This window comes from Catellatospora paridis (assembly GCF_009720365.1).
Classification (GTDB): domain Bacteria; phylum Actinomycetota; class Actinomycetes; order Mycobacteriales; family Micromonosporaceae; genus Catellatospora; species Catellatospora paridis.
The window spans coordinates 243353-265752 of record NZ_WBZD01000020.1; the positions used below are offsets into that span (position 1 = coordinate 243353).

Here is a 22400-nt window from a genome sequence, read left to right on the forward strand (position 1 = left end):
GCCCGTGACACAAGCCACAATTGTGTGCTAGTGAGCGGGGTGCAGGCCTGCTCAGCGCTGGTGCCGGATGGACCGCTGCCAGGCGGTCACATGCGCGTCGGCGCTGGAACTCCAGCTGAACTCCTTCGCCCGGGCCAGGCCGGCCGCCGCCAGCGCCGACCGGCGCGCCTCGTCGTCGAGCAGGATGGCGAGGTCCTTGGCGATGTGGTCGGCGTCCTGGCCGGTGTAGGCGACCGCGTCGCCGCCGACCTCGGGCAGCGACAGCCGCGGCGTGGTCAGCACCGGCGCGCCGCAGGCCATGGCTTCCAGGATCGGCAGGCCGAAGCCCTCTCCGTGGCTCGGGTATGCGCACAGCACCGCGCCGCCGAGGAAGCCGGGCAGGTCGGCGTACCGCAGATAGCCCGGGCGCAGCAGCCGCAGGTGCGCGGGCACCTCGGCGGCCACCCGGTCGATCTCGTCGTCGTGGCCCTGGCCGCCGGCCAGCACCAGCGCGGGCGGGTCGATCCGGTCGCGCACCGCCGCCATCCAGCCCCTGATCAGGTTCGGGACGTTCTTGCGGGGCTCCTTGGCGCCCAGGAAGGCGATGTAGCTCTGCTCGCCGAGCCCGAGGCGGGAGCGCACCCGGGCCTTCTCCTCCTCGCCGGGCACGTGGAAGGCCGTGTGGTCGACGCCGTGGTAGGCCACGTCGATCCGGGTCGGGTCGGCGTCGAGCAGCCGGATCAGCTCGTCGCGGGTGGCCTTGCTGGGCACGATGACCCGCTCGGCCCGGCGCAGCGAGGTCTTGATCGCGGACCGGAAGAAGGTGCCGCGCGACTTGTCGTAGTGCTCGGGCTCGGTGAAGAAGGTGGCGTCGTGCACGGTCACCGTCACCGGGCAGCTGGCCCGCAGCGGGCAGGTGTAGAACGGCGAGTGCAGCACCTGCGCGCCGACCTGCTGGGCGAGCAGCGGCAGGCCGGTCTGTTCCCAGGCCAGCCGGGCCGGGCGGTGGGCCACCGCGGCGGGCGCGGCGACGACCTGCGCATGCGGCAGGGTGCGGGCGTAGCGCTCCTGGTCGGTCCGTTGGGATACCACGACCAGGTCGATGTCGGAATGGTCGGCCAGAGCGCCGAGCAGCCCGTCGAGATACCTACCCACGCCGCCGCGGTCAGCGGGAACGCTGGTGGCGTCGACAAGCACCCGGGGAGAGCGAGCGATCGTCACGGTGAACACTCCTTGTGGGGGTGTGCAGCGCAGCCCAGCCGACCGCCGCTCTGCGGTTGTGAGACTGTGCGCTGTTTCACAGCAGTCACGCTTCAGACTACGCCCGACATGCCCCATGGCAAGGTCCACGACGCGGCAGTGTCGGTAGCCTGACCACGTGTCCACTATCGGTCAGCTCTTCGCCGCGACGGTCGCCACCGATCCGGCAAAACCCCTTCTCACCTGGTACGACGACGCGACGGGTGAGCGTACCGAGCTCTCCGGCGCGACGCTGGCCAACTGGGTGTCCAAGACGGCGAACCTGCTCGTCGACGGGTGCGGGCTCGGCCCCGGCAGCGTCGCCTCGATCTCGCTGCCGCCGCACTGGCAGACCGCTTCGATCATGCTGGCCTGCTGGACGGCCGGGCTGGCCGTGTCGCACAGTGCGGACGTGCCCGCCGACGTCGCCTTCGTCGAGCCCGAGGCCGCCCCCGCCGCGCCCGACACGTACGCCGTCAGCCTGCACCCGTTCGCGCTGCCGCTGCGCGGCCTGCCGTCGGGCGTGTCGGATTGGGTCAGCTCGGCCCGCGCGCACGGCGACTTCTACGGCGGCCCGGCCGCCGACCCGGGTGCGCCATCGCTGGTCGGGCTGCCCGGTGGCGGCGGTTCGATCACGCACGCCGAACTGGCGGAGCGCTCGCTGGCGCGCGCGAAGGAGCTGGAGATCGCCAAGGGCGACCGGGTGCTGATCGACATCGGCGCGCACCCGCGCCCGCTGGACTGGCTGACCGCCCCGATCGCCGCCGGCGCGTCGCTGGTCCTCTCCTACCGCACCGCCCCCGGCATCCTCGACACCCGCGCCGCCACCGAACGCGCCCGCCTCATCCCCTGACCGTCCCGACCCGCCCCAACTTAAATAGACACTGGCCTATCTAGTTGAAAAATCGTAGATCGCCCTCAACCAGATAGGCCAGCGTCTATCAAGGACGGTTGGTCGCGGCGGTGGGCCGCCCTGGCGGCAGCGGGTCAGCGGGACTTGGCGAGGTGTTCGAAGGCGAGGAGGGATTCGGGGTTGGCCAGGGCGCCCTTGGCGGCGGCGGACTCGACCGGGGTGCCGGTGAGGATGCGCTTGACGGGGACTTCGAGCTTCTTGCCGGACAAGGTGCGCGGGACGGCTGCGACCTGGTGGATCACGTCGGGAATGTGGCGCGGGGACAGCGCGGTGCGCAGCTCGCGGGCGATCTTGGACTTGAGGGCGCCGTCGAGGTCGAGGCCGGGCTGGAGCACCACGAACAGCAGCAGCTCGCCGGCGCCACCCTCGTCGTCTTCCAGGTGGACCACGACCGAGTCGGCGACCTCGGCCATGCCCTCGACGACGGAGTAGAACTCGGCGGTGCCGAGGCGTACGCCGCCGCGGTTCAGGGTCGCGTCGGAGCGGCCGGTGATGACGCAGGTGCCGCGGTCGGTGACGGTGATCCAGTCGCCGTGCCGCCATACGCCGGGGAAGACGTCGAAGTAGGCCTCGCGGTAGCGGGAGCCGTCGGCGTCGCCCCAGAAGGCGACCGGCATGCTCGGCATCGGCGCGCTGATGACCAGCTCGCCGAGCGCGTTGTCGAGCGGGTGGCCGGTCGGGTCGTACGCCTCCACCTTCGCGCCGAGCGCGCGGGCCGAGATCTCACCGGGGTAGACCGGGTTGAGCGGGGTGCCGCCGACGAAGCCGGTGCACACGTCGGTGCCGCCGGACAGCGAGATCAGCAGCAGGTCGGGCTTGACGTTCTCGTACACCCAGAGGTAGCCCTCGGGTGGCAGCGGCGCGCCCGTCGAGCCCAGCCCGCGCAGCTTGGACAGGTCCGCGATCTCCCGCGGCACGATGCCGTCCTTGCGGCAGGCCAGCAGGTAGGGCGCGGAGGTGCCGAAGTAGGTCATGCCCGCCTCCTCCGCCAGCCGCCACAGCGCGCCGAGGTCGGGGGCGGCCGGGTTGCCGTCGAAGAGCACGATCGCCGAGCCGACGGCCGGGCCGGAGACCAGGTAGTTCCACATCATCCAGCCGGTGGTGGAGAACCAGAAGTAGCGGTCGCCCGGCCCCAGGTCGTGGTGCAGGGCGAGCATCTTCAGGTGCTCCAGCAGGATGCCGCCGTGGCCGTGCACGATCGGCTTGGGCAGGCCGGTGGTGCCGGAGGAGTAGAGGACGTACAGCGGCTGGGCGAACGGGACCGGGGTGAACTCCAGCGGCTCCGCGGTGTCGGCGGCCAGCTCGCCGAGGCCGATCTGGCCCTGGGTGTACGGCAGCAGCACGGTGTGGACCAGCGACGGCAGCGCCGTTTGGATGGCCGCGACCTCGCCGTGGCGGTCGATGAGCTTCTCGCCGTAGCGGTAGCCGTCGACGGCGACCAGGACCTTCGGCGAGATCTGCTGCCAGCGGTCGGTGACGCTGCGGGTGCCGAACTCGGGCGCGCAGGACGAGAAGATCGCGCCGAGGCTCGCCGTGGCCAGCATCAGCACCACGGTCTCCGGGATGTTCGGCAGGTATGCCGCCACCCGGTCCCCCTCGCCGACGCCGAGCCGGCGCAGCCCGGCCCGCGCCCGGCGGACCTGCTCGCGCAGCTGCGCGGCGGTGAGGATGACCGGCTCACGGGTCTGCGAGTAGCCCAGCACCATCGGCTCGTCGTCGCCGACGCCCGGCATGCGCAGCACGTGCTCGGCGTAGTTCAGCGTCGCGCCGGGGAACCAGTCCGCGCCCGGCATGGTGGCGGCGGCCAACACCTCGGTGGGCTGGTCATGGGCGATGACCTCGAAGTAGTCCCAGATCGAGGACCAGAAGCCGGCCAGGTCGGTGGTGCTCCAGCGCCACAGCTCGTCGTACACGCCGCCTGGGCGGCCCGGCTGCTCGGTGAAGGTCAGCCCGCGCTCGCGCTCCAGCCAGCCCAGATAGTCGCCGATGCGGGAGTGCTGCCTGATGTCGGCCGGTGGGGTCCACAGCGCTTCGGTCATCATGATCCTCTCCCGCGAAACAACGTCGTACCGCAGTCGCATCCTGCCGCATGGCACGACGGATCATTCTCCGACCTGGCCGGGCCTGGCCGCGCTGGGTTCAGGCACACCGCATGCCGCCCGTCCATGGTCCACGCCGACATCAGCGCCCGCCACCGGTCCCTGTCACGCGGGACCGGCGGGACGAGGGCCGGGCGCGGTCAGGCGCCGTCGGCGCGGTGCTTGTCGATGGCCTTGCGGCGGGCGAGGCGATGCTCGCGGCGGATCTCGGCCTCGTGGGAGCGGCGTACGTCCTCGGGGCTCTCCGGGACCACCGGCGGCACCGCGCGGGGGTTGCCGTCCGCGTCGACCCCGACGAACACCAGGTATGCCGTGGCCACGTTGACGGGCTCTCGGTCGGCCTCGTTCCAGCGCTCGGCGAACACCGTCACGCCGATCTCCAGCGAGGTCTTGCCGGTCCAGTTGACCTGCGCCTTGGCGTGCACCAGGTCGCCGACCTTGACCGGCACCATGAGCGTGATCTCGTCGATGGCCACCGTCACCGCGTTGAACCCGCAGTGCCGGGCCGCGGCGGCGCCCGCCGCGTCGTCCACGAACTTCATGATCACGCCACCGTGCACGGTCCCGTACAGGTTGACGTCCTGGTTCGTCATGATGCGGCTCAGCGTGACCCGCGAGAACGCGGTCGGGTGGCCGTGCGGTGGAGTGTCGATCACGCCGTTCACCGTACGCCCCCGGCCGAACGGTTGACGCACGGCGGGATTTCAGTAAGGTAGCCGCACATGCGCCATGTATGGAGCCTTCTCGCCGGAATTGTGATCACGCCCCTGGCCTGGTTCGCCGTCGCGTACGGACAGGCCGTCATGTTCGACGCCGCGCAAGTCGGCGGTCACCGTCCGCTGTGGCTGGGGCTGGTGCTGTTCGCCGCCGTCGGCCTGCTGCTCGGCCTGGTCGGCAGCCTGCGGGTGTCACCCGCGGGACCGCTGTTCGTGGCGTTGAGCTACGTCGGCGCGACCGCCTTCCTCATCGCCCGGCCCGAGGCGGCCAAGCAGGCGCTGCCCGACCTGCTCGAGGTCTCCGGCACCCTGATCGTCCCGCTGAGCCCGGTGTCCACCGGCGTGCTGGGGTTGATCGGGATGATGCTGCTGATCGCCGTACTGAGCCTGCAGCGCTGGCGCAGCTGGCCGCGTCCGGCCGCGGCGACCGAGCCGACCTGGCCGGAGATGCTGGCCCCGTCCTCCGCCGACCGCCACGAGAACACGCTGGCAGACCGCGACTCGTTCAACGGCTTCGCCGACTTGCGGACCCCGGCAGACGCGAGCGGCGTCGATGCGCCATCCTGGAGCGCGCCAACCAAGGTCTGACCCCGGAGGCATGGATGCGCCACATTGGATCGTTTCTGCTCGCGCTCGTGTTCGCCCCAGCGATCTTCTTGCTGACCGGGACCGGACTCAGCGCCTTCCAGACCATGTGGGTGTCCGGCGGTGCGCCGTCCGCGGTCGTCGACGCCGCCGTCGCCACGGGCGCGCTGCTGCTGGCGAGCATCCTCTACGCGATCCTCACCATGGTCCGGCTGTCCCCGGTCGGCCCGTTCCTGGCCGGGCTGGGCATGTTCGTCATGAGCGCGTGGGCGGCGAGCTGGCCGCAGTCCTATGCCGAGACGTTCGCCATGCTCGACGTGCACATGGGCGGCGCGGTCGGCCAGTCCGGCCTCGGCCTGGTGCTGGCAGTGCCGCTGCTGGCCACGGTGGTGAGCCCGCGCCGCTGGCGCAAGCACGAGCGGCTGGCCGACGAGACCGTCGCGCTGCAGGCGTACCCGCTGCAGCAGGGTCGCCCGGCCGTGCCTGCGGACCAGACCCGGGCGTTCACCAGCGTGCCCGGCGAGACGGGGTACACCGGCCTGCCCGACGTGCCGCCGCCGTCGCTGCACTACCCGCGTGCCACGCCGCAGAGCATCCCGACGGTGAACGTGCCGCCCACCCCGGTCGCACCCCCGCAGGCCGCACCGCCGCAAGCTGCACCCCCGAAGGCTGCACCGTCGAAGGCGGCCCGGTCGAAGGCCGCGCCCGTCGCGGCTGCTCCGCCCGGCGAGGCCCCGCCGCTGCCGCGCCGCACCCCGGCGGCCGAGTCGGCCGTCGCCGCCGCGGCGACCCAGCCCGCGGTTTCCGCGCAGGCCACGACCCAGCCGGCGCCCCCGGCCCAGGCTGCTCCGCCGGTGGCGCAGCCTCCGGTCGCGCAGCCCGCGGTCCCGCCGCAGCGTTCGGCCACGGCGCCTTCCTCGGCCGCTCCGGCGGCTTCGCAGAGCCCGGTGCCGCCGCCGCTGCCCGAGGAGTCGACGGTCATGCTGACCCCGCCCGCCGACCAGCAGACCATCAAGTTGGAGAGGGACTGACTCACCCGGCCCACGACTGCGTTGTTGTGACAACGACACAGCAGTCGTGGGCCGCGCCGTCAGCTGTCCGCCGGGCGCGGCCCGTCGGCGTCAGGCGGGCAGGCTCGCCAGGGCGCGGTAGATGCGCTTGTCGGAGACCGGGTACGGCGTGCCCAGCGACTGGGCGAAGTAGCTGACCCGCAGCTCCTCGATCATCCAGCGGACCTCGGCCAGGGTGTCCCAGCCGGGCGCGCCGGGCCGGACCGCGGCGCGGGCATCCGCGTACTCCTGCTGGACATCCTCGATCAGCAGCAGCCTCTCCCGGTCGCGCTGCGGCGACTCGGGCAGCTTCGCCAGCCGCTGCTCGACGGCGCGCAGGTAGCGCACGAGGTCGGGCAGCCTGCGCAGCCCGGTCGCGGCCACGAACCCGGGGTAGACCAGCCGGGTGAGCTGGGCCCGGATGTCGGCCACCGAACGCACCAGCAGCACGTTGGTGATCGACTTGAGCTGCCGGTCGATGTCGTAGGTGAGCGACAGGATCGGGTCCAGCTGCTGCAGGATCTCGTACATCGTGTCGGGCATGTCCGCCCGTGCCTTCGCGACCAGGGCGGCGAACGCGTCGGCGTCCCAGGCCGGGCCGCCCGCCTCGATGATCACCTTGTCGACGGCGGTGGTGACCACGTCCTCCAGCAGCTTGCCGACGCTGCCGTGCGGGTTGCGGCTCAGCGCCAATTTCGCCTGGTTGGACAGCCGTCCCTGGAGCGACTTCAGCGGTGGCGGCGCGCACAGCAGCACCAGCCGCCGGGTGCCGCGCCACATCGCGTTCCACTGCTCGCCGGGGCTGTCGAAGACGCCGACGCCCACGCTGTCGCCCTCGTCGACCAGGGCCGGATAACCCTTCACGGCGTAGCCACCGCGCTGCCGCTCGACGACCTTCGCGAGCGGGCCGATGGTCCAGGCGCGCAGCCCGTGCTGCTCCATGTCGTCGGCCGCCGCGGCGACGGCGGCCTGTGCCTTGTCCCGCAGCCGTCGCTTGAGCTCGGCCAGGTCCTTGCCCTCGGCGAGGGTCTTGCCCTGCTCGTCCTCGACCCGGAAGGTCATCCGCAGGTGGTCGGGCACCTTGTCCGGCTCCCAGGCCTCCCGGGCCACCACCACACCGGTCATCGCGCGCAGCTGCCGTTCCAGCAGCGCGAGCAGCGGCTGCCCGTCGGGCTTCTGCCCGGCGAGCGCCTCCTTCACGTAGTCGGGCACCGGCACGAAGTTGCGCCGGATCGACTTGGGCAGCGAGCGCACCAGCGCCACGGCCAGTTCCTCGCGTACGCCGGGGATCTGCCAGTCGAACCCGGCCGGGGTGATCTGGTTGAGCAGCGGCAGCGGGACGTGCACGGTCACGCCGTCGGCGTTGGCGCCCGGCTCGAACTGGTAGGTCAGCGGCAGCTCGAACTCGCCCTGCTGCCACACGTCGGGGTAGTCGTCCTCGTCGACACCGCCCGCGGCCTCGTTGACCAGCATCGACTTCTCGAAGCTGAGCAGGTCGGGGGTTTCGTGGCGGGCTTTCTTCCACCAGCTGTCGAAGTGACGGCCGGAGACGATGTCGGCGGGCAGGCGCTCGTCGTAGAAGTCGAACAGGGTGCCGTCGTCGACGAGGATGTCGCGGCGGCGTACCCGATGCTCCAGCTCTTCCACCTCGGCCAGCAGGTCGCGGTTGGCGTGGAAGAACTCGTGGTGGGTCTCCCAATCGCCGTCGACCAGGGCGTGCCGGATGAACAGCTCCCGGGACAACACCGGGTCGATCCGGCCGAAGTTGACCTTGCGTTTGGCGACGATCGGGATGCCGTAGAGCGTCACCTTCTCGTACGCCAAAACCGCGGCCTGCTTCTTCTCCCAGTGCGGTTCGCTGTACTGCCGCTTGACCAGGTGTTCGGCCAGGCTCTCGGCCCACTCAGGTTCGATCTTCGCGGCGATGCGGCCCCACAGCCGCGACGTCTCGACCAGCTCGGCCGCCATGACCCACTTGGGCGACTTCTTGAACAGCGACGAGCCGGGGAACAGCGAGAACCGCGCGTTGCGGGCGCCGATGAAGTCGCGCTTCTCGGGGTCGTGCATGCCGATGTGCGACAGCAGGCCCGACAGCAGCGACTGGTGCATCCGCTGCGGGTCGGCCGGCACGGTGTTGAGCGTGAAGCCCATGCCCTTGACCACCTGGCGCAGCTGGGACTCCAGGTCCTGCCACTCCCGGATGCGCAGGTAGTGCAGGAAGTCGGTCTTGCAGGTGCGCCGGAACTGGTTCGAGGACAGCTCCTGCTGCTGCTCCTTGATCCAGTTCCACAGGTTGAGGAACGCGACGAAGTCGGAGTCCTTGTCCGCGAAGCGGGCGTGCTTCTCCCCCGCGGCCTGCTGCTTGTCGGCGGGACGTTCCCGCGGGTCCTGGATGGACAGCGCGGCCGTGATGATCAGCACCTCACGCAGGCAGCCGTTGCGGTCTGCTTCGAGGACCATGCGGCCCAGGCGCGGGTCGACCGGCAGCTGGGCCAGCTTGCGGCCGAGCGGGGTGAGCTTGCCGGGCTCGCCGCGCACTGGGGCCTCCAGCGCACCCAGCTCGTGCAGCAGGTCCAGGCCGTCGGCGATGTTGCGGCGGTCCGGCGGGTCGATGAACGGGAACGCGGCGATGTCGCCCAGGCCTAGCGAGATCATCTGCAGGATGACCGAGGCCAGGTTGGTACGCAGGATCTCCGGCTCGGTGAACTCCGGCCGGCCGAGGAAGTCCGCCTCCTCGTAGAGCCGGATCGCGATGCCGTCGGAGAGGCGCCCGCAGCGGCCCTTGCGCTGGTTGGCCGAGGCCTGCGAGACCGCCTCGATGGGCAGCCGCTGCACCTTCAGCCGGTGGCTGTAGCGGGAGATGCGGGCGGTGCCCGGGTCGACCACGTACTTGATGCCCGGCACGGTCAGCGACGTCTCGGCGACGTTGGTGGCGAGCACGATGCGCCGCCCGGTGTGCTGCTGGAAGACCTTGTGCTGCTCGGCGGTGGACAGCCGGGCGTACAGCGGCAGGATCTCGGTGTGCCGCAGGTTGCGCTTGCGCAGCGCCTCGGCGGTGTCGCGGATCTCCCGCTCGCCGCTGAGGAACACCAGCACGTCGCCGGGGGCCTCGTTGGCCAGCTCGTCGACCGCGTCGGAGATGGCCTGGATCTGGTCGCGCTCCTCGTCGCCGTCCTCCTCGTCGCCCTCGACGACGAGCGGCCGGTAGCGCACCTCGACCGGGTACGTCCGGCCGGACACCTCGACGATCGGGGCGGGCTTGGGATCGCCGCCGACGACGGCCGTCGAGAAGTGCGCCGCGAAGCGCTCCGGGTCGATGGTCGCCGAGGTGATGATCACCTTGAGGTCGGGACGCTTCGGGAGCAGCTGCCTGAGGTAGCCGAGGATGAAGTCGATGTTGAGGCTGCGCTCGTGCGCCTCGTCGATGATCAGCGTGTCGTACATCGAGAGCATCCGGTCGTGCTGGATCTCGGCCAGCAGGATGCCGTCGGTCATCAACTTGATCATGGTCTGGTCGCCGACGTGGTCGGTGAACCGCACCTTCCAGCCGACGACGCCGCCGAGCGGGGTGTCCAGCTCCTCGGCGATGCGCTCGGCGACCGTACGGGCGGCCAGCCGGCGCGGCTGGGTATGGCCGATCAGCCCGCGTACGCCGCGGCCCAGCTCAAGGCAGATCTTGGGGATCTGGGTGGTCTTGCCGGAGCCGGTCTCGCCCGCGACGATCACGACCTGGTGGTCGCGGATCGCGTCGGCGATGTCGTCGCGCTTCTGGCTGACCGGCAGTTCGGCCGGATAGGTGACCGCGGGCACCCCGGCGACCCGCAGCGCGAGCTTCTCCTCGGCGGTGGCGACGGCGGCAGTGATCTGCGCCACGGTGGCGTCCAGCGCCGGTCCGGGCTTGGTCCGGCGTACGCCGTCGAGGCGCCTGCCGAGCCTACGGCGATCCTGCGCCGTCAGCTCGTCGACGCGTTTACGCAGCTCAGCGAGCTGGCTGGGGTTGCGGGGCGGCCTGTTGCGGAGCGGCGCGGGCTCGGACTGCGATGTCATGACGGGCCCCAGGATATGCCGCCGACCTCCCCTGCCGACCAGCGGTTTTCACTCGGAGCCGGTCACAGCCCGGCGAGCAGCGCGACCACCTCGTCGGCACACCCCCAGGACAGCGTCACCCCGCACCCGGAGTGCCCGTAGTTGTGGATCACGGTGCGTTCCCCGGACCGGTCCACCTCGACCCGCACCCCGGAGGCGCGGTTGGGCCGCAGACCCACCCGCCGCGCCCGGACCGTGGCACCCGCGAGCCTCGGCTCGATCACCTCACAGCGCTCTCGGATCCCCTTCTCGACGGCAGAGTCGGGGTCAAGGGTGTCCTTCGCGTCGTCGTGGTCGACGGCGATGCCCCCCATCACCACATGATCACCGTGTGGCAGGAAGTAGGTGAGGTCACCGTGCTCGGCCGAATCCTGGAAGAACCAGTCCACCCCGGGGTTGTCCACCACCACCAGCTGGCCCCGGGTGGCCTGCAGGTCCGGGTCCTTGGTCAGGTCACGCGCCCCCAGCCCGGTGCAGTTGATCAACACGCCGGGCAGCGACACTTCCGCGAAGCTGCGCAGCGGACGGGGCAGTTCGGTCACGCGGACCCCCGCCTTCGCCAGCCTCGCGGTCAGGTATCGCAGGTAGACGGGCATGTCGATGAGAGGGATGGTGTGCCACCAGCCGACGACGAACCCGGCGGGCAGCTCCGTACTGTCGCAAAGCCGATAGTCACTAAGAGCAGTCGCCCACGCGGGCGGCTCCGCCGGCTCGACCGACGCCTCCATGCCCCGTACGAACCGCACCCCGGAGGCATCGCCGTGCGCGATGCGCGCGAATTCACCCAGGGTCGTCGCGCTCCAACCCGTCACCCGCTCGTCATCGACCATGTACGGGCCCCAGCTCGCACCGGCGAGAGCGGAGGTGGTCCGTGACGGCGGCCGCCCGGCGATCACCTGGACTCGGACGCCGGTCTCGGCGAGCCGAATGGCCGTGGTGAGACCGGATACGCCCGCCCCGATGACGACTGCCTCCTGCCGCGAAGAAGCCACCATTCGATTAGATTAACTTACATGGAGAAATGTAAGGACCGGCCCGCCACCTCGATCACGCTCCGTGGCTGAGCTCGAACGTTCGGTCTATTGTGACCCTTGGACGTCTTGTCACGCCACACCCTCATGGAGTGCAATCAATCGATCATCTTCACCACGGGCGGGAGCGTTGCTTGACGACCACCAGGCAGGCGGCTGAGGTCGTCATCGGTGAGGTGCACACCGCACTGCTGCAGCACTCCAGCGCCGTGTCCGCCACCACCGGCGCCAGCCTGCTCGCCCTCACCTCGGGCGAACGGGTGCGCCGATCGGAGCGGCCCATCGCCTATGCCGTGTCCCCGGCACAGCTGACCGGCGTCGACTGCGACCTGCCGGCGGCCGTCGGAACGGGCCGGCGGACCCGGCTCGCCCCGGTGCGCGCCGTCGGCACGGTGACGTCCCGGGCCGTGCTCACCGGCGGCCACGTGCTGCAGGGCTCCGCATACGCCCGGGTCGTCGCGGACGGTGAGCGCCGCCGTATGCCGTGGTCGCACTACCTGGCACGGCCCGGCGTGCTGGAACTGATCGGCAAGTCCGGCGGCCTGGACGTCGCCGGCGGGCACCTGCACAGCACCGAACCGCAAACCGGCCTGCTCGACCTCGGCGCCATCGGCAACCGCACCATCGACACGGTCCAGGCATCCCGGGACATCGACCGCGCGGCGCCGTTCAAGTCGGCCCGCACCGGACTGCGCTGGTCGGCGTCCGAAGGCGGGGCGTTCGAGTTCCGGCTCGTCGACGACCGCCACCGCACCGTCCGGCTGCCCCGGGTCGTCGCCGACGCCGAGGCGGCCGCGGTCCTCTGCGAGGACATCGCTTTGCACGACTGGCTGCTAACGACATTGTTGTCGCTGGTCAGCCGAGCTCCCGCCGGCAGGGCGGGACGCCGTCAGGTGGTCGAACGGCTCGCGCCGGCACTCGACTACCTGTTGCACCTGTGGATGCCCGCCGCCCGCGTCGACGCGGCGCTCGCGCCCGTCTGGCGCGGCCTCGAACAGCGGCCGGGCCTGACCCGGCAGTGGCAGACCAACGTCGACCGCGTGCGCGACCAGTTGGCACTGGCCGTGATCGAGGCATCCGGTCACCGCTCGTGACAGGGGGAGTCATGGCCAATCAGAACGACCGCGCCAACCGTACGCCCATGAAGGTGCTGGTCAGCCTCGTCGCCTTCGGCATCACCTTCCTGGCGACCTATCTGTTCGAGGCGCTGGGCACGCATCCCGACGTCCTGGTCGGCTTCGGCGCGTCGCTCTTCGTCGCCGGCGTCACCTTCGTGGTCCAGTTCCTCTACGACGTCGAACGGCGGCTCGACAAGATGGAGGAGCAGCTGTCCCGGCACTCGGCGGAGAACGAATCGCGGATCAACGAAGGCTTCCAGCGGATCAGCGAAGCGACACACCTGTTCAGCCTGGTCGAAGCATCGGCCATGCAGACCGATGCGATCACCCAGCTGGTGGGCAACTCGGTGCGGATCAAACCCAGCCCGCAGCTCGTCTTCGATCTCGCCCAGGCGGAGATCCAGCGGTTGTCGGAGATGCTGAAGACCCTCGGCGACTCGGGCGACCTCACCTACGACGGCGAAGACCGCGACTGGCTGCTCGGCCTCACCAAACACGTCAACCACAGCCTGGACGCGATCAGCACCACCCTGGACGTCGGCGGGCAGGACTACTTCGACGGCAGTCTGTGGCAGAGCGATCTCGGACAGCGCTACCTGGAGGCGCAGCGCGACGCCATCCGGCGCAACGTCCGGGTGCGCCGGATCTTCATCCTCGACCGGGCCGAACTGGTCGAGGACGAGAACTTCCGTCGGGTGATCGGCATGCACCACGACATCGAGATCGAGGTCCGGGCACTGGATCCGACGCGGTTCCCCCGCCAGTTCATCCCGCCGTTCGGCGACTTCATCGTCTTCGACGGCGTGGTGAGCTACCAGACGTCGCCGTCCGCGCCGGTCACCGACCTCAACCGGGCCACGATCGCGAGCACGCAGCTCGTCACCAATCCGGTGAAGGTGCAGCGCAACGTCGACCGCTTCAACGACCTGTGGAAGGTCGCCGCGCCGCTCACCTGAGCGGTGCGGTGGCTCCGTTGACGAACGTGTAGTCGATGCGGTCGAGGATGTCCGCGGACAGTGTCCCGCCCTCGTCGGCGGCGCGGGCGAGCACCAGGTCGTTGACCGCGGGATCGACCGACACCTGGCCCAGGATGGTCCGCACCGCCCCCTCCACCGGCAGGAAGCGGGTGCCGAGCACGGAGAACGTCCGGTACGCGAAGAACGGGCGGGCGCCCGGCCGCAACCTGGTCACCGGCGCCAACTCGCGCCAGGTGGCCGGGAGTTGGCCGGCCGGGTCCCGAGGGACCGCCACCGCCCGTCCCTCGTGTCGCAGCAGACCGAGCCGCAGCAGCTGCCACACGGCCGCCAGCATCGGGCACGACCAGCGCCGCCCGCTGCGCGGCTCGTCCCACAGCTCTACATCCATGAAGATCGAATGCTGGTGCACCAGGTTCTGGCGCGGCGGCCGCCAGGGCTCGACCGCCTCCATGGCCTCAGCGGCGACCGAGTGCGGCGACCGCTCGCCGTTGCTGAGCCAGCCGGTCTCGGTGACGGGCGGACGGCTGCCGTTCGCGTGCCGCGGCGGTTCGGCCACCAGCCGCCCCTCGACCAGCCGGGCCGGCTCGACACCGTCCGCGGTCGCGCAGGCCGACTCCCTCGCCAGGTAATCGATGACCAGATCCGCTTCCGCCGCCGCCCGCTGGAGCATCGGCACCAGGTCGGCGGGCGAGCCGAACGGCGAGAAGTAGTCGTCCACCAGAAAGCAGGTGCTGATCCGTGCCTTGTCGCCCCAGACCGTGCGGCACACCTCGCCGGCCAGGTGCGCCCACGGTCTGACCCTGGTGAACAGCTCCACCAGCCGGCCGTAACCCGCCTTGAAGTCCTCCATGTACAGGTGTCCGAGTTCGACGGACAGGTGCGACAGCGGAACCTCGTCGAGCTTTGCCGTGGCCGCGCTCTCCTGGAACACGATCTCCAGGTCGGTCACGCGCCCTCCCAGACAGCGTCCTCGGTGAGGCGTTTCGCGATGCTGTCGAACGCCTCCACCGTGGCCATGTTGGCGATCTGCTTGGTCACCGTGTCGGCGTCGGAGATGAGCTGTTCGCGCAGCTGGAGCACCGGTTCCAGCGGCACCGAGCCCAGCGTGACCGCCTGGCCCAGCCGTTCGGCCCCCGCCAGCCGCTGCAGTTCCCCGTTGTACGCCTCGAACCACTCCATCTGCGCCGGGCGCAGACCGGACAGCTGCTCCGAACCCGGATCGAGCACCGCGGTGCGCACGAACCGGATCGCCCGCCGCAACCGCTCCGGGTCGTGCCCGCGGGCGGCTCCCATCTCGATGATCCCCCGCTGGCCGTAGACCAGCCCGGAAGCGGCGATGATGTGCTGGCGCGTCCACCGGTGGAACACCAGCCAGCGGGCGGTGACCCCGCGCAGCTGCGGAGCCGCGAGCGCGGCGAGCACGATGTCGGTGGCGTACGACCGGCCGGAGCTCAGGTCCACCAGGGTCAGGTCGAACTCCTCCTCCATGCGCAGCATCAGCTGGACGCAGCGTTCCACGATCGCCGGGTCGGCGGCGAACTCGGCACCGCCGCTGTCCCCCGGGATCAGGCAGAGCTGCCCCGCGCCGTCCGGACGCCCGCGCAGGCTGAGCCGGTCCGACTCGCCCCAGACATCCACCCGCATCGGCCACGGCACCTTCTCCCGCAGGTAGGAGTGGAGCCCGTTGGCCCGGGTGCCGCGCGCCAGGTCGGCGATGGCGAAGATGGCTCCCGCCGTGGGCGAGCCGAAATCGAAGTCGAGGTAGCAGACGTCGCTGCCCTGCAGCGACCTGCGGTAGATGAGGTTGCTGCTGGTCACGGACCTGCCGGTGCCTCCCTTGTCGGAGGTCGCGAACACGAGCATGTCAGGACGCCCCCGTCACGTCGCGCCGCGCCTCCGCCAGGCTGTCGAGTTCCCGCAGCACGTCCAGGACGAGGGCGACGGTGGTGCCGGGCCGCTCTCCGACGATCTCGCGGGCGTGCCGCAGCCGGGTGCGCAGCGCCTGCATCGCGTTGCGCATGTTGGCGCCGCTCTCGGTGGATCCGACGAGCTGCTGCTTGTCGAACAGGTGCTCGGCCTCGGCCAGCAGCTCCCCCGCCAGCACGTCCAGCTCTGCGCTGCTCAGCGGATCGGTGCGGGCCAGATCCGCCGCGAACACCAGGCTTTCCACCACCCGCACCGTGTGGTGCCAGCTCAGCCGTCCGGCATCCGCCTCCGCGGTGGTGAGCACACTGGCCGCGGCCGGGTCGAACGCGCCCGCGGGCTGGTCCCACAGACCGCGGTTGCGGCCCACCTGGATACGGCGTTTGAGCAGGTGATCCCAGATCTCGTCGGCCAGCGACAGGAGCTGTCCGCGCAGCTGCACGCTGGTGAGGTTGCGGGCGATGCGGATGGTCCGTTTGAGCAGCAGCGGCGCGAAGTCTGCCGCGACCCAGTTCAGCTCGGGCACCTCGGCCTCGGTGGCCGATGCTCCGACCGAACCGCTCGCCTGCTCCGTCTCCGACTTCTTCTCCGGCTCCCGGTCGAGCGCGATGGCGACACCCGGATGGTGCATCGCGAGCGCCGTGTCGGCGGCGATGGGGCGGCGGGTGATCCGGGCGCGGTTGGCGAGCTCGGAGAGGACGCGGCCCAGGCGGCTGAGGTCGGCGTCGCTGTCGCGGTCCTCGAGCAGGCCTCGGGTGGCGATCGAGGTCACCAGGAGGCTGAAGTAGTCCGACTCGGCGCCGTCCGTGGTGCGCCAGGGCAGGTCCTCCAGCGGCCAGCGGCCGGCGCCGAAGCCGGCGATGACCGACCAGTAGTTCTGGGTCAGTTCCCAGCGCAGCTGCAACGCCGCCGCCAGCCGCAGCTGCTCGTCGTCGAGCAGGCGCAGCAGGCGGGTGCGCGCGGAGAACAGGTCGGCGATGCCGTCGAGCGCCTGCACGGTGAAGTAGAGGTACGGCGCGTCGTAGGCGTAACCGGCGCGTTGGGTGCCGGAGCTCTCGACGAAGTCGACCTGCGGCGCGCCGGGGATGACGCCCCAGGACCAGCCGCACTCGAACAACCGGTCCGGCGACTCGAGATCGTTGAGCTCCTCGATGCCCACGGTCAGGTCGCGCAGACCCGCGATGGTCGGGCGAAGCGCCTCACGGAGGTCGGTGACCAGCCGGTTGTCGGAGAGGTTCGACTGGTTGATCGTGCGGATCAGGTGCTGGCCGTGCGGGCCCGCGGCCTCGTACGTGAAGACCGTGAAGCTGCGCAGCAGTCCCACCATCGCCTCGGTGAGCCGCTTCTTGGCCAGCCGCACGAGCTCGTCCAGCTCGTCGAGTTGGTGCTGCTGGTAGGTGCCCGGGGCGAGAGCGTTGCGGTACACCCCGACGAAACCCAGCGTCGCCAGGGTGAGGGTGATGGACAGGGCGAAGGATTCGACGACGTCCAGGGAGAGCTCGTCCTCGGTCAGCACCTCGGCCTGATCGCGGGCTGCCAGGTACGAGCCGCCGGGGAAGATCGGCCGGCCGCCGTCCTGCGAATAGCGGCGGTGGTAGTCGCTGAGCGCCTTGACCAGCACCTGTGGAATCCGCAGCTTGTTGCCGAAGGGCGCCAGCGCCGCGGCCACGTCGTCCTCGGTCAGGTCGGGCTGGTCGAGCCGAAACCGGGGGATCTCCGTCGCGGGCAACATGATGCACAGGAGCTGCTCGGCATCTTTGATCGAATCCCAGCGGCCGTCGCCGCCCCACACCCACTGGCCCTCGACGTAGGAGCTGCGAGCCGCGGCACGCCAGATCTCCAGCAACTGTTGACGCGGTTGGATCTTCATGGCTGCCCGTCCGCCGTTCCGTCAGCTGAGAGCGACTCCCGTCGCGAGGATCATGCCGCCGTAGCCACGGCGCAACGGTCTCTTCGTCTCCACCATGTCGATGCCGACGACCTCCGCCACCACCGATAGACAGTCTTCCACGTCGGCGATGCCGACGGCAACGGCCGGAAACTGGGTCTTGTCCACTTTATAGCCCTGCGAATCGGCCATGAATGCGGCGGCGAATGGCGCCCCGGGCTTGAGCGCGCGGACGAAGCAGCCGACCGCCCGCCAGAACTCGCGCGGATCGTACGTGAGCGATTCGGCGACGAAGAACATGGTGCCCATGTCCCATTCGCGTTCCGGCAGGTCGAAGATGCTCATACGCTCCACCCGCGCGGCCTTGCGCATCGCCTCCCGCGGATTGGCCAGACTCCGATATGCCGGGACCTGCCGATAGACGTTCCAGAAGTCGTCCCAATGCGGGTCGTAGTGCTCCAGCTGGTCACTGAGCCAGCGCACGTTGGAGCGGGAGAACTCGCGCAGGTCGATCTGTTTGCAGTGCGGAAGCATGGACATCGCCGGGTAGAGGTTCGCGCCGCTGCCGACGTCCAGGCCGCGCAGCGGGACCGCGGGCGGCTTCAGCCGCGCCTGGAAGAACTCGCCCACGGCGGTCATTATCGCGGTGTCGTCGTCGCGCAGGCTCAGGTAGTTGTGGGCGCGGTACCAGTCGGAATTGAACTGGTCCCAGTCGAAGTCGGCGTTGTATCGCCGCTTGCCCGTGCGACGCCCGGCGGTGGCCGCATGGCCGGAGGAACGGGCCGTCGTCAAGGCCCCCGCCGGATGCTTCATCGTGCCCTTCGCTCTGTGGCCACAGACGGAAGGGAGCAGGATGGCCACAGTTCCCGCCCGGCAGATCCATGTCAACGAACGTCGAGGCTGACGGTAGCGCCCCGGCTCCACGGACCCGCCTGAGCAGACAGCAACCGAGTTGGCTGTGTCAATGGGTCATAAGCACGAAATGCATGAATCCGCACCACACCGAACGAAGAGTTCAACGAGGTAGACCCGCTGTGGTAGCGAGATTCACTCGACCCGGTGGCACACCAGAGACGATCGGGGGTTCCCGATCGCCGCGAACACCGTTCGCCTTCACCGAAGCCGGGACGACCGACGTCGTGGCCGGCGGATCCGTTGCCACGGATCCGCCGGCCACAGGGCGGAGCTAGTTCAGGACCGGGCCCAGCGCGCCGATGAGCGCGTTGTCGTCGGAGTCCTGGCTGAGTTCCCACGCCATCGCGCCGCGCAGGCCGAGCAGCTTGATCAGCGCGGTGCGCTCGGCGAGCGACTTCGGATCGGTGTAGACGATCGTGGTCGGCGCGGTGACGGTGCCGGTGGTGAGCACGTGCTCCGCCGCCGGGTTCCACAGGTAAGGCTCACCGGCGAACACGTTCCACTTGCGGGTCCACCCGTTGGCGCCGGCCCCGGCGGGGGTCAGCGCGCCCGACACGTCCACCAGGTCGTGGTACGACGGCTGCGGCTTGGAGTCCCAGATCAGTGAGTCGGGATTCATGCCGGTGTTGTCGAACGCCTTGTACAGCCCGTTGGGGTTGCGGATGTACTGCACGCCGTAGAAGGGCACGCCGACGACGATCTTGCTGGCGGGCACCCCCTGGGCGAGGTAGTAGCCCACCGTGCCGACGGTGTTCCAGGTCCAGTCGTCGGCCTCGGGGTCGCGCGGGTCGCCGGTGAACAGCGTGCTCGGGCCCGCCACGGAACCGCCGGGCACGTTGAAGTCGTAGGTCATGATGTTGACCCAGTCCATCGACTTCGAGAACTCGCGCAGCTCGTAGTACTTGGTGGAGCTCTTCGCCGCGGGCAGCGCTGCGGTCAGCAGGTAGTGCTTGCCGTCGAGGCGGCCCTGCACGTCGAGCTGGCGGCGGAACTCCTGGGCCAGCAGCGTCGCGTTGTGCCGGTCCTCCGGGCCGTAGTCGACGTTGCTGTCGGCCTTGGCCGTCGGGTACTCCCAGTCCAGGTCGATGCCGTCGAAGATGCCCTTCGCGACGCCGATGCCGCCTGCGTCCTCGGGCCAGCCGCCGGTCGGCAGGTTGCCCTTGATGAAGGTGTCGATGCAGGCCGCCACGAACGCCTGGCGGCGCTCCGGGGTCTTCGCGACGCTGGAGAACCAGGTCGACTTCGTCCAGCCGCCGAGCGAGATCTCGATCTTCAGGTGCGGGTTGGCCGCCTTGAGCTTGCGCAGCTGGTTGAAGTTGCCGTAGACGTTCTGGCCGGGGTACGTGTCGGCGACACCGTCCACGGTGTTCTCCGGACCCCAGTAGACCTGCTGGTAGTCGGCCCACGGGTCGAGCACGTCGCAGCCGACCGCGCCGGTGGCCTGGTTGAACGTCGGCACGCCGAAGGCGTACTGGATGACGTTCAGCTTGTCGGCGGGGATGTCCTTGACGAAGTAACCCCGCCCGTAGACGGACCAGTTGGTGAAGTAGGCGGAGATCACCTTCTTCGGCGCGTCCGGCTTGGGGGCGCCGCCGGCCGCGGTGGCCGGAGCTGCCAGGAAGCCGGCGCCCAGGGCCAGGGCGACCGCCCCGGCGATGCCCGGGCGGAGCAGTGTTCTGAGCATATGCACTCCCATCGTTCGTCCATGCGAACCTTCACGCGGGAGCGGCACTTCAGTCAAGAGACCTAACAGTTAGATTTCCTAAGTGTCCCAACGGAATCCGGCGCCGCCTGCAGCGACCGGGGCGGATCAGCCGGGCCGGCGGAGGTGTGCGTCGGCGGATACCGCCGCCCGGCGGGGGCGCACCGGCTCGTCGTGGAAGTCGGGCTCCGGCCTGCCGTCGGCGCGCCGATCCTCGGCGAGCGAGTCCTCGCCCACGAAATAGCCCGGCCGGGCCTGGATGCCCCGGTAGATCCGGCCCACGTACTCCCCCAGCAGTCCCAGGCAGATGAGCTGGGCGGCGCCGAGGAACAGGACCACCAGCGAGAGCGAGGTCCAGCCCGGCACCACGGCGCCCTGGGCGTACGCCACGAGCACCTTCACGGCGGCGACGGCGCAGGCAAGGGCGCCGAGCCCGCCCAACCAGATGCCCAGCCGCAACGGGGCCGCCGTGAAGCTGACGATGCTGTCGACCGTCAGGTTGATCATCTTGGCGAGCGGGTACTTGCTGGTCCCCGCGGCCCGCTTCTCCCGGGTGTAGACGACCTGCCCGCTGGGGAAGCCCAGCCACGGCACCAGCAGGCGGTAGACGGGCGCCTGCTCGGGCAGGCTGCACAACGCGTCCACCATGGCCCGGCTGAGCAGCCGGAAGTCACCGGCGCCCGAGGGCATCCGGTTGCCGACGATGTGGCGCATCAGCCGGTAGTAGAGGTCGGCCGTGCCCCGCTTGAAGGCGGTGTCGCTGGCCCGGTCGCCGCGTACGCCGTAGACGATGTCGAGGCTCTGCGCCTCGGCCAGGCCCAGCATCTCGGCGATGGCCTCGGGCGGGTCCTGCAGGTCGGCGTCGAGGGTGACCACGTGGTCGCCGCGCGAGCGGTGCAGGCCCGCGGTGATCGCGGCCTGGTGCCCGCTGTTGCGGCGCAGCCGGATCAGCCTCAGCTCGGGCCACTTCGCCCGCATCAGGGTCACCATCGCGGCGGTGGCGTCGCGGCTGCCGTCGTCGACGGCGACCACCTCGTAGGTCCGGCCGAGCCCGTCGAGGACCGGGCGCAGCCGGCTCACGAGCAGGGGCAGGACCGCCTCCTCGTTGTACATGGGGATGACGACGGACAGTCTCGGCACGGCCATGGCGAAACGATAACCACCGAAGTGCGCAACGCCTCCGTTCGCGCCGGGCTGTCTCAGATGGAGAAGTCGGGGTTGTTCTTGATCACCGAGAAGGTCGCGCCCTGCGGGTCCTTCAGGATGGCGAACCGTCCGGCGGGCGAGTCCTCCGGTGGCATGACCTTGGTCGCGCCCAGCTCCAGTGCCTTGGCGTAGACCGCGTCGCAGTCGTCCACCGCGAAGTACACCGACCAGTGCGACGGCATCGGGCCCCACGCGGCGTCGATCGGCATGGCACCCGCCACCGCCCGGCCCTCGGCCTCCAGCAGGGTGTAGGTCAAACCCTCCGCCATGGACACGTCACGCATGCTGACCCCGAAGACCTCCTGGTAGAAGACCTTGGCGGCGTCGATGTCGGAGGTCATCAACTCGTTCCAGGTGACGCTGCCCGGCTCGTTCGCCAGCTCGAACCCGGAGAACGCCAGCGGCTGCCACGCCGAGAAGAACGCGCCCTCGGGGTCGGTGAAGACCGCCATCCGGCCCTGGCCCATCACGTCCATCGGCGGCACGATGACGGCGCCGCCGTGCTCGGCGACCTTCGCCATGATGTCGTCGGCGTCGTTCGCCGCGAAGTACGTGGCCCACGAGCTGCCCCGGCCGCCGTCGGTGGCGGGGCCGAGACCGGCGACCTGCCTGCCGTCCTTGCGGAACATCCGGTAGCCGCCCGCGTCCGGGCCCAGGTCCTCGTCGGTCCAGCCGAACAGCCGCCCGTAGAAGGACACCGAGCCGTCGACGTCCGTGCTGCCCAGATCGACCCAGCTCGGGGTGCCCTGCTCATACATTGCCGCCATGCCGACATCCTTGCTCCGCGCGCGCGAGAAGACTCCGGCATCACCGAAATTCCGCTGAAAGAGCAAATCTGCCGCAGAAGTGTTCAATCTTCAGGTTTGGCACGCGGCGCATTGGCTACAGACCAAGACAGCCGCGGCGGACTTCCGCAACCGGCAGTCCGCCGCAGGCCGCTCCTGAAAGACTGGCCACGGCGTGCCGCGTACCCA

The 22400-nt window shown here is 70.2% G+C and carries 17 protein-coding genes; 5 read left to right on the top strand and 12 right to left on the bottom strand.

What is annotated here, in order from left to right; translation table 11 throughout:
- Window positions 1-51 precede the first annotated feature (51 nt).
- Window positions 52-1200, bottom strand: coding sequence for a glycosyltransferase family 4 protein (locus F9C41_RS33690; protein ID WP_155390883.1), 1149 nt, complete (start codon window positions 1198-1200; stop codon window positions 52-54).
- Window positions 1201-1357: 157 nt separating this feature from the next.
- Here F9C41_RS33690 and F9C41_RS33695 point away from each other — a divergent pair, with 157 nt between their 5' ends.
- Window positions 1358-2071, top strand: coding sequence for a TIGR03089 family protein (locus F9C41_RS33695; RefSeq protein ID WP_155390884.1), 714 nt, complete (start codon window positions 1358-1360; stop codon window positions 2069-2071).
- 134 nt (window positions 2072-2205) lie between these two features.
- Here F9C41_RS33695 and F9C41_RS33700 read toward each other — a convergent pair whose 3' ends face one another.
- Both F9C41_RS33700 and F9C41_RS33705 read right to left on the bottom strand, forming a co-directional pair.
- Window positions 2206-4170: an acetoacetate--CoA ligase gene (locus F9C41_RS33700; RefSeq protein WP_155390942.1), complete on the bottom strand. Its 1965-nt coding sequence runs from the start codon at window positions 4168-4170 to the stop codon at window positions 2206-2208.
- A 200-nt stretch (window positions 4171-4370) separates the two neighbouring features.
- Entirely contained in the window at window positions 4371-4823 is a 453-nt protein-coding gene (locus F9C41_RS33705) for an acyl-CoA thioesterase (RefSeq protein WP_155390943.1), read from the bottom strand.
- 129 nt (window positions 4824-4952) lie between these two features.
- Here F9C41_RS33705 and F9C41_RS33710 point away from each other — a divergent pair, with 129 nt between their 5' ends.
- Window positions 4953-5534, top strand: a complete 582-nt coding sequence (locus F9C41_RS33710) for a hypothetical protein (RefSeq protein WP_155390885.1) — start codon at window positions 4953-4955, stop codon at window positions 5532-5534.
- A gap of 14 nt (window positions 5535-5548) precedes the next feature.
- On the top strand, window positions 5549-6562 hold the full coding sequence (locus F9C41_RS33715) for a hypothetical protein (protein ID WP_155390886.1): 1014 nt from the start codon (window positions 5549-5551) through the stop codon (window positions 6560-6562).
- Between the two features lie 90 nt (window positions 6563-6652).
- Here the strand turns inward: F9C41_RS33715 and hrpA are convergent, their stop codons facing one another.
- Window positions 6653-10627: an ATP-dependent RNA helicase HrpA gene (gene hrpA / locus F9C41_RS33720; RefSeq protein ID WP_155390887.1), complete on the bottom strand. Its 3975-nt coding sequence runs from the start codon at window positions 10625-10627 to the stop codon at window positions 6653-6655.
- A 62-nt stretch (window positions 10628-10689) separates the two neighbouring features.
- The gene (locus F9C41_RS33725; RefSeq protein WP_230690205.1) at window positions 10690-11661 is read right to left on the bottom strand and encodes an FAD-dependent oxidoreductase; all 972 of its coding nucleotides are present in this window, start codon (window positions 11659-11661) and stop codon (window positions 10690-10692) included.
- A 170-nt stretch (window positions 11662-11831) separates the two neighbouring features.
- On the opposite strand from F9C41_RS33725, the gene F9C41_RS33730 reads away from it, so the two are divergent.
- On the top strand, window positions 11832-12791 hold the full coding sequence (locus F9C41_RS33730; protein ID WP_155390888.1) for an SCO2521 family protein: 960 nt from the start codon (window positions 11832-11834) through the stop codon (window positions 12789-12791).
- A gap of 11 nt (window positions 12792-12802) precedes the next feature.
- The gene (locus tag F9C41_RS33735) at window positions 12803-13771 is read left to right on the top strand and encodes a phosphatidylserine/phosphatidylglycerophosphate/cardiolipin synthase family protein (RefSeq protein ID WP_155390889.1); all 969 of its coding nucleotides are present in this window, start codon (window positions 12803-12805) and stop codon (window positions 13769-13771) included.
- Here the strand turns inward: F9C41_RS33735 and F9C41_RS33740 are convergent.
- The 7 genes from F9C41_RS33740 to F9C41_RS33770 all read right to left on the bottom strand — a co-directional run bounded on the left by F9C41_RS33740 (window position 13764) and on the right by F9C41_RS33770 (window position 22193).
- Entirely contained in the window at window positions 13764-14741 is a 978-nt protein-coding gene (locus tag F9C41_RS33740; RefSeq protein ID WP_155390890.1) for an SCO2522 family protein, read from the bottom strand. The two genes, F9C41_RS33735 and F9C41_RS33740, sit on opposite strands and share 8 nt — an antisense overlap.
- On the bottom strand, window positions 14738-15655 hold the full coding sequence (locus tag F9C41_RS33745; RefSeq protein ID WP_155390891.1) for an SCO2523 family variant P-loop protein: 918 nt from the start codon (window positions 15653-15655) through the stop codon (window positions 14738-14740). Before F9C41_RS33745 ends, F9C41_RS33740 begins: the two co-directional genes overlap by 4 nt.
- Before the next feature lies 1 nt (window position 15656).
- Window positions 15657-17585, bottom strand: a complete 1929-nt coding sequence (locus tag F9C41_RS33750; RefSeq protein ID WP_155390892.1) for an SCO2524 family protein — start codon at window positions 17583-17585, stop codon at window positions 15657-15659.
- Window positions 17586-17606: 21 nt separating this feature from the next.
- Window positions 17607-18416: an SCO2525 family SAM-dependent methyltransferase gene (locus F9C41_RS33755; RefSeq protein ID WP_155390893.1), complete on the bottom strand. Its 810-nt coding sequence runs from the start codon at window positions 18414-18416 to the stop codon at window positions 17607-17609.
- A 373-nt stretch (window positions 18417-18789) separates the two neighbouring features.
- Complete coding sequence (locus F9C41_RS33760) at window positions 18790-20202, bottom strand: glycoside hydrolase family 18 protein (protein ID WP_196280063.1); 1413 nt, start codon at window positions 20200-20202, stop codon at window positions 18790-18792.
- A 126-nt stretch (window positions 20203-20328) separates the two neighbouring features.
- Window positions 20329-21366 (bottom strand): glycosyltransferase family 2 protein, encoded by a 1038-nt coding sequence (locus tag F9C41_RS33765; RefSeq protein ID WP_155390895.1) that lies wholly within the window; start codon window positions 21364-21366, stop codon window positions 20329-20331.
- 53 nt (window positions 21367-21419) lie between these two features.
- Window positions 21420-22193, bottom strand: coding sequence for a VOC family protein (locus tag F9C41_RS33770; protein WP_155390896.1), 774 nt, complete (start codon window positions 22191-22193; stop codon window positions 21420-21422).
- Window positions 22194-22400 lie beyond the last annotated feature (207 nt).

Excerpts from the sequence above, each read along its gene's own strand:
- F9C41_RS33735 (WP_155390889.1), top strand. The coding sequence starts at position 12,803 with ATGGCCAATCAGAACGACCGCGCCAACCGTACGCCCATGAAGGTGCTG.
- F9C41_RS33710 (WP_155390885.1), top strand. The coding sequence starts at position 4,953 with ATGCGCCATGTATGGAGCCTTCTCGCCGGAATTGTGATCACGCCCCTG.
- F9C41_RS33750 (WP_155390892.1), bottom strand. The coding sequence starts at position 17,585 with ATGAAGATCCAACCGCGTCAACAGTTGCTGGAGATCTGGCGTGCCGCG.
- F9C41_RS33745 (WP_155390891.1), bottom strand. The coding sequence starts at position 15,655 with ATGCTCGTGTTCGCGACCTCCGACAAGGGAGGCACCGGCAGGTCCGTG.
- F9C41_RS33725 (WP_230690205.1), bottom strand. The coding sequence starts at position 11,661 with ATGGTGGCTTCTTCGCGGCAGGAGGCAGTCGTCATCGGGGCGGGCGTA.
- hrpA (WP_155390887.1), bottom strand. The coding sequence starts at position 10,627 with ATGACATCGCAGTCCGAGCCCGCGCCGCTCCGCAACAGGCCGCCCCGC.
- F9C41_RS33700 (WP_155390942.1), bottom strand. The coding sequence starts at position 4,170 with ATGACCGAAGCGCTGTGGACCCCACCGGCCGACATCAGGCAGCACTCC.
- F9C41_RS33760 (WP_196280063.1), bottom strand. The coding sequence starts at position 20,202 with ATGCTCAGAACACTGCTCCGCCCGGGCATCGCCGGGGCGGTCGCCCTG.
- F9C41_RS33715 (WP_155390886.1), top strand. The coding sequence starts at position 5,549 with ATGCGCCACATTGGATCGTTTCTGCTCGCGCTCGTGTTCGCCCCAGCG.
- F9C41_RS33765 (WP_155390895.1), bottom strand. The coding sequence starts at position 21,366 with ATGGCCGTGCCGAGACTGTCCGTCGTCATCCCCATGTACAACGAGGAG.
- F9C41_RS33770 (WP_155390896.1), bottom strand. The coding sequence starts at position 22,193 with ATGGCGGCAATGTATGAGCAGGGCACCCCGAGCTGGGTCGATCTGGGC.
- F9C41_RS33755 (WP_155390893.1), bottom strand. The coding sequence starts at position 18,416 with ATGAAGCATCCGGCGGGGGCCTTGACGACGGCCCGTTCCTCCGGCCAT.
- F9C41_RS33705 (WP_155390943.1), bottom strand. The coding sequence starts at position 4,823 with ATGACGAACCAGGACGTCAACCTGTACGGGACCGTGCACGGTGGCGTG.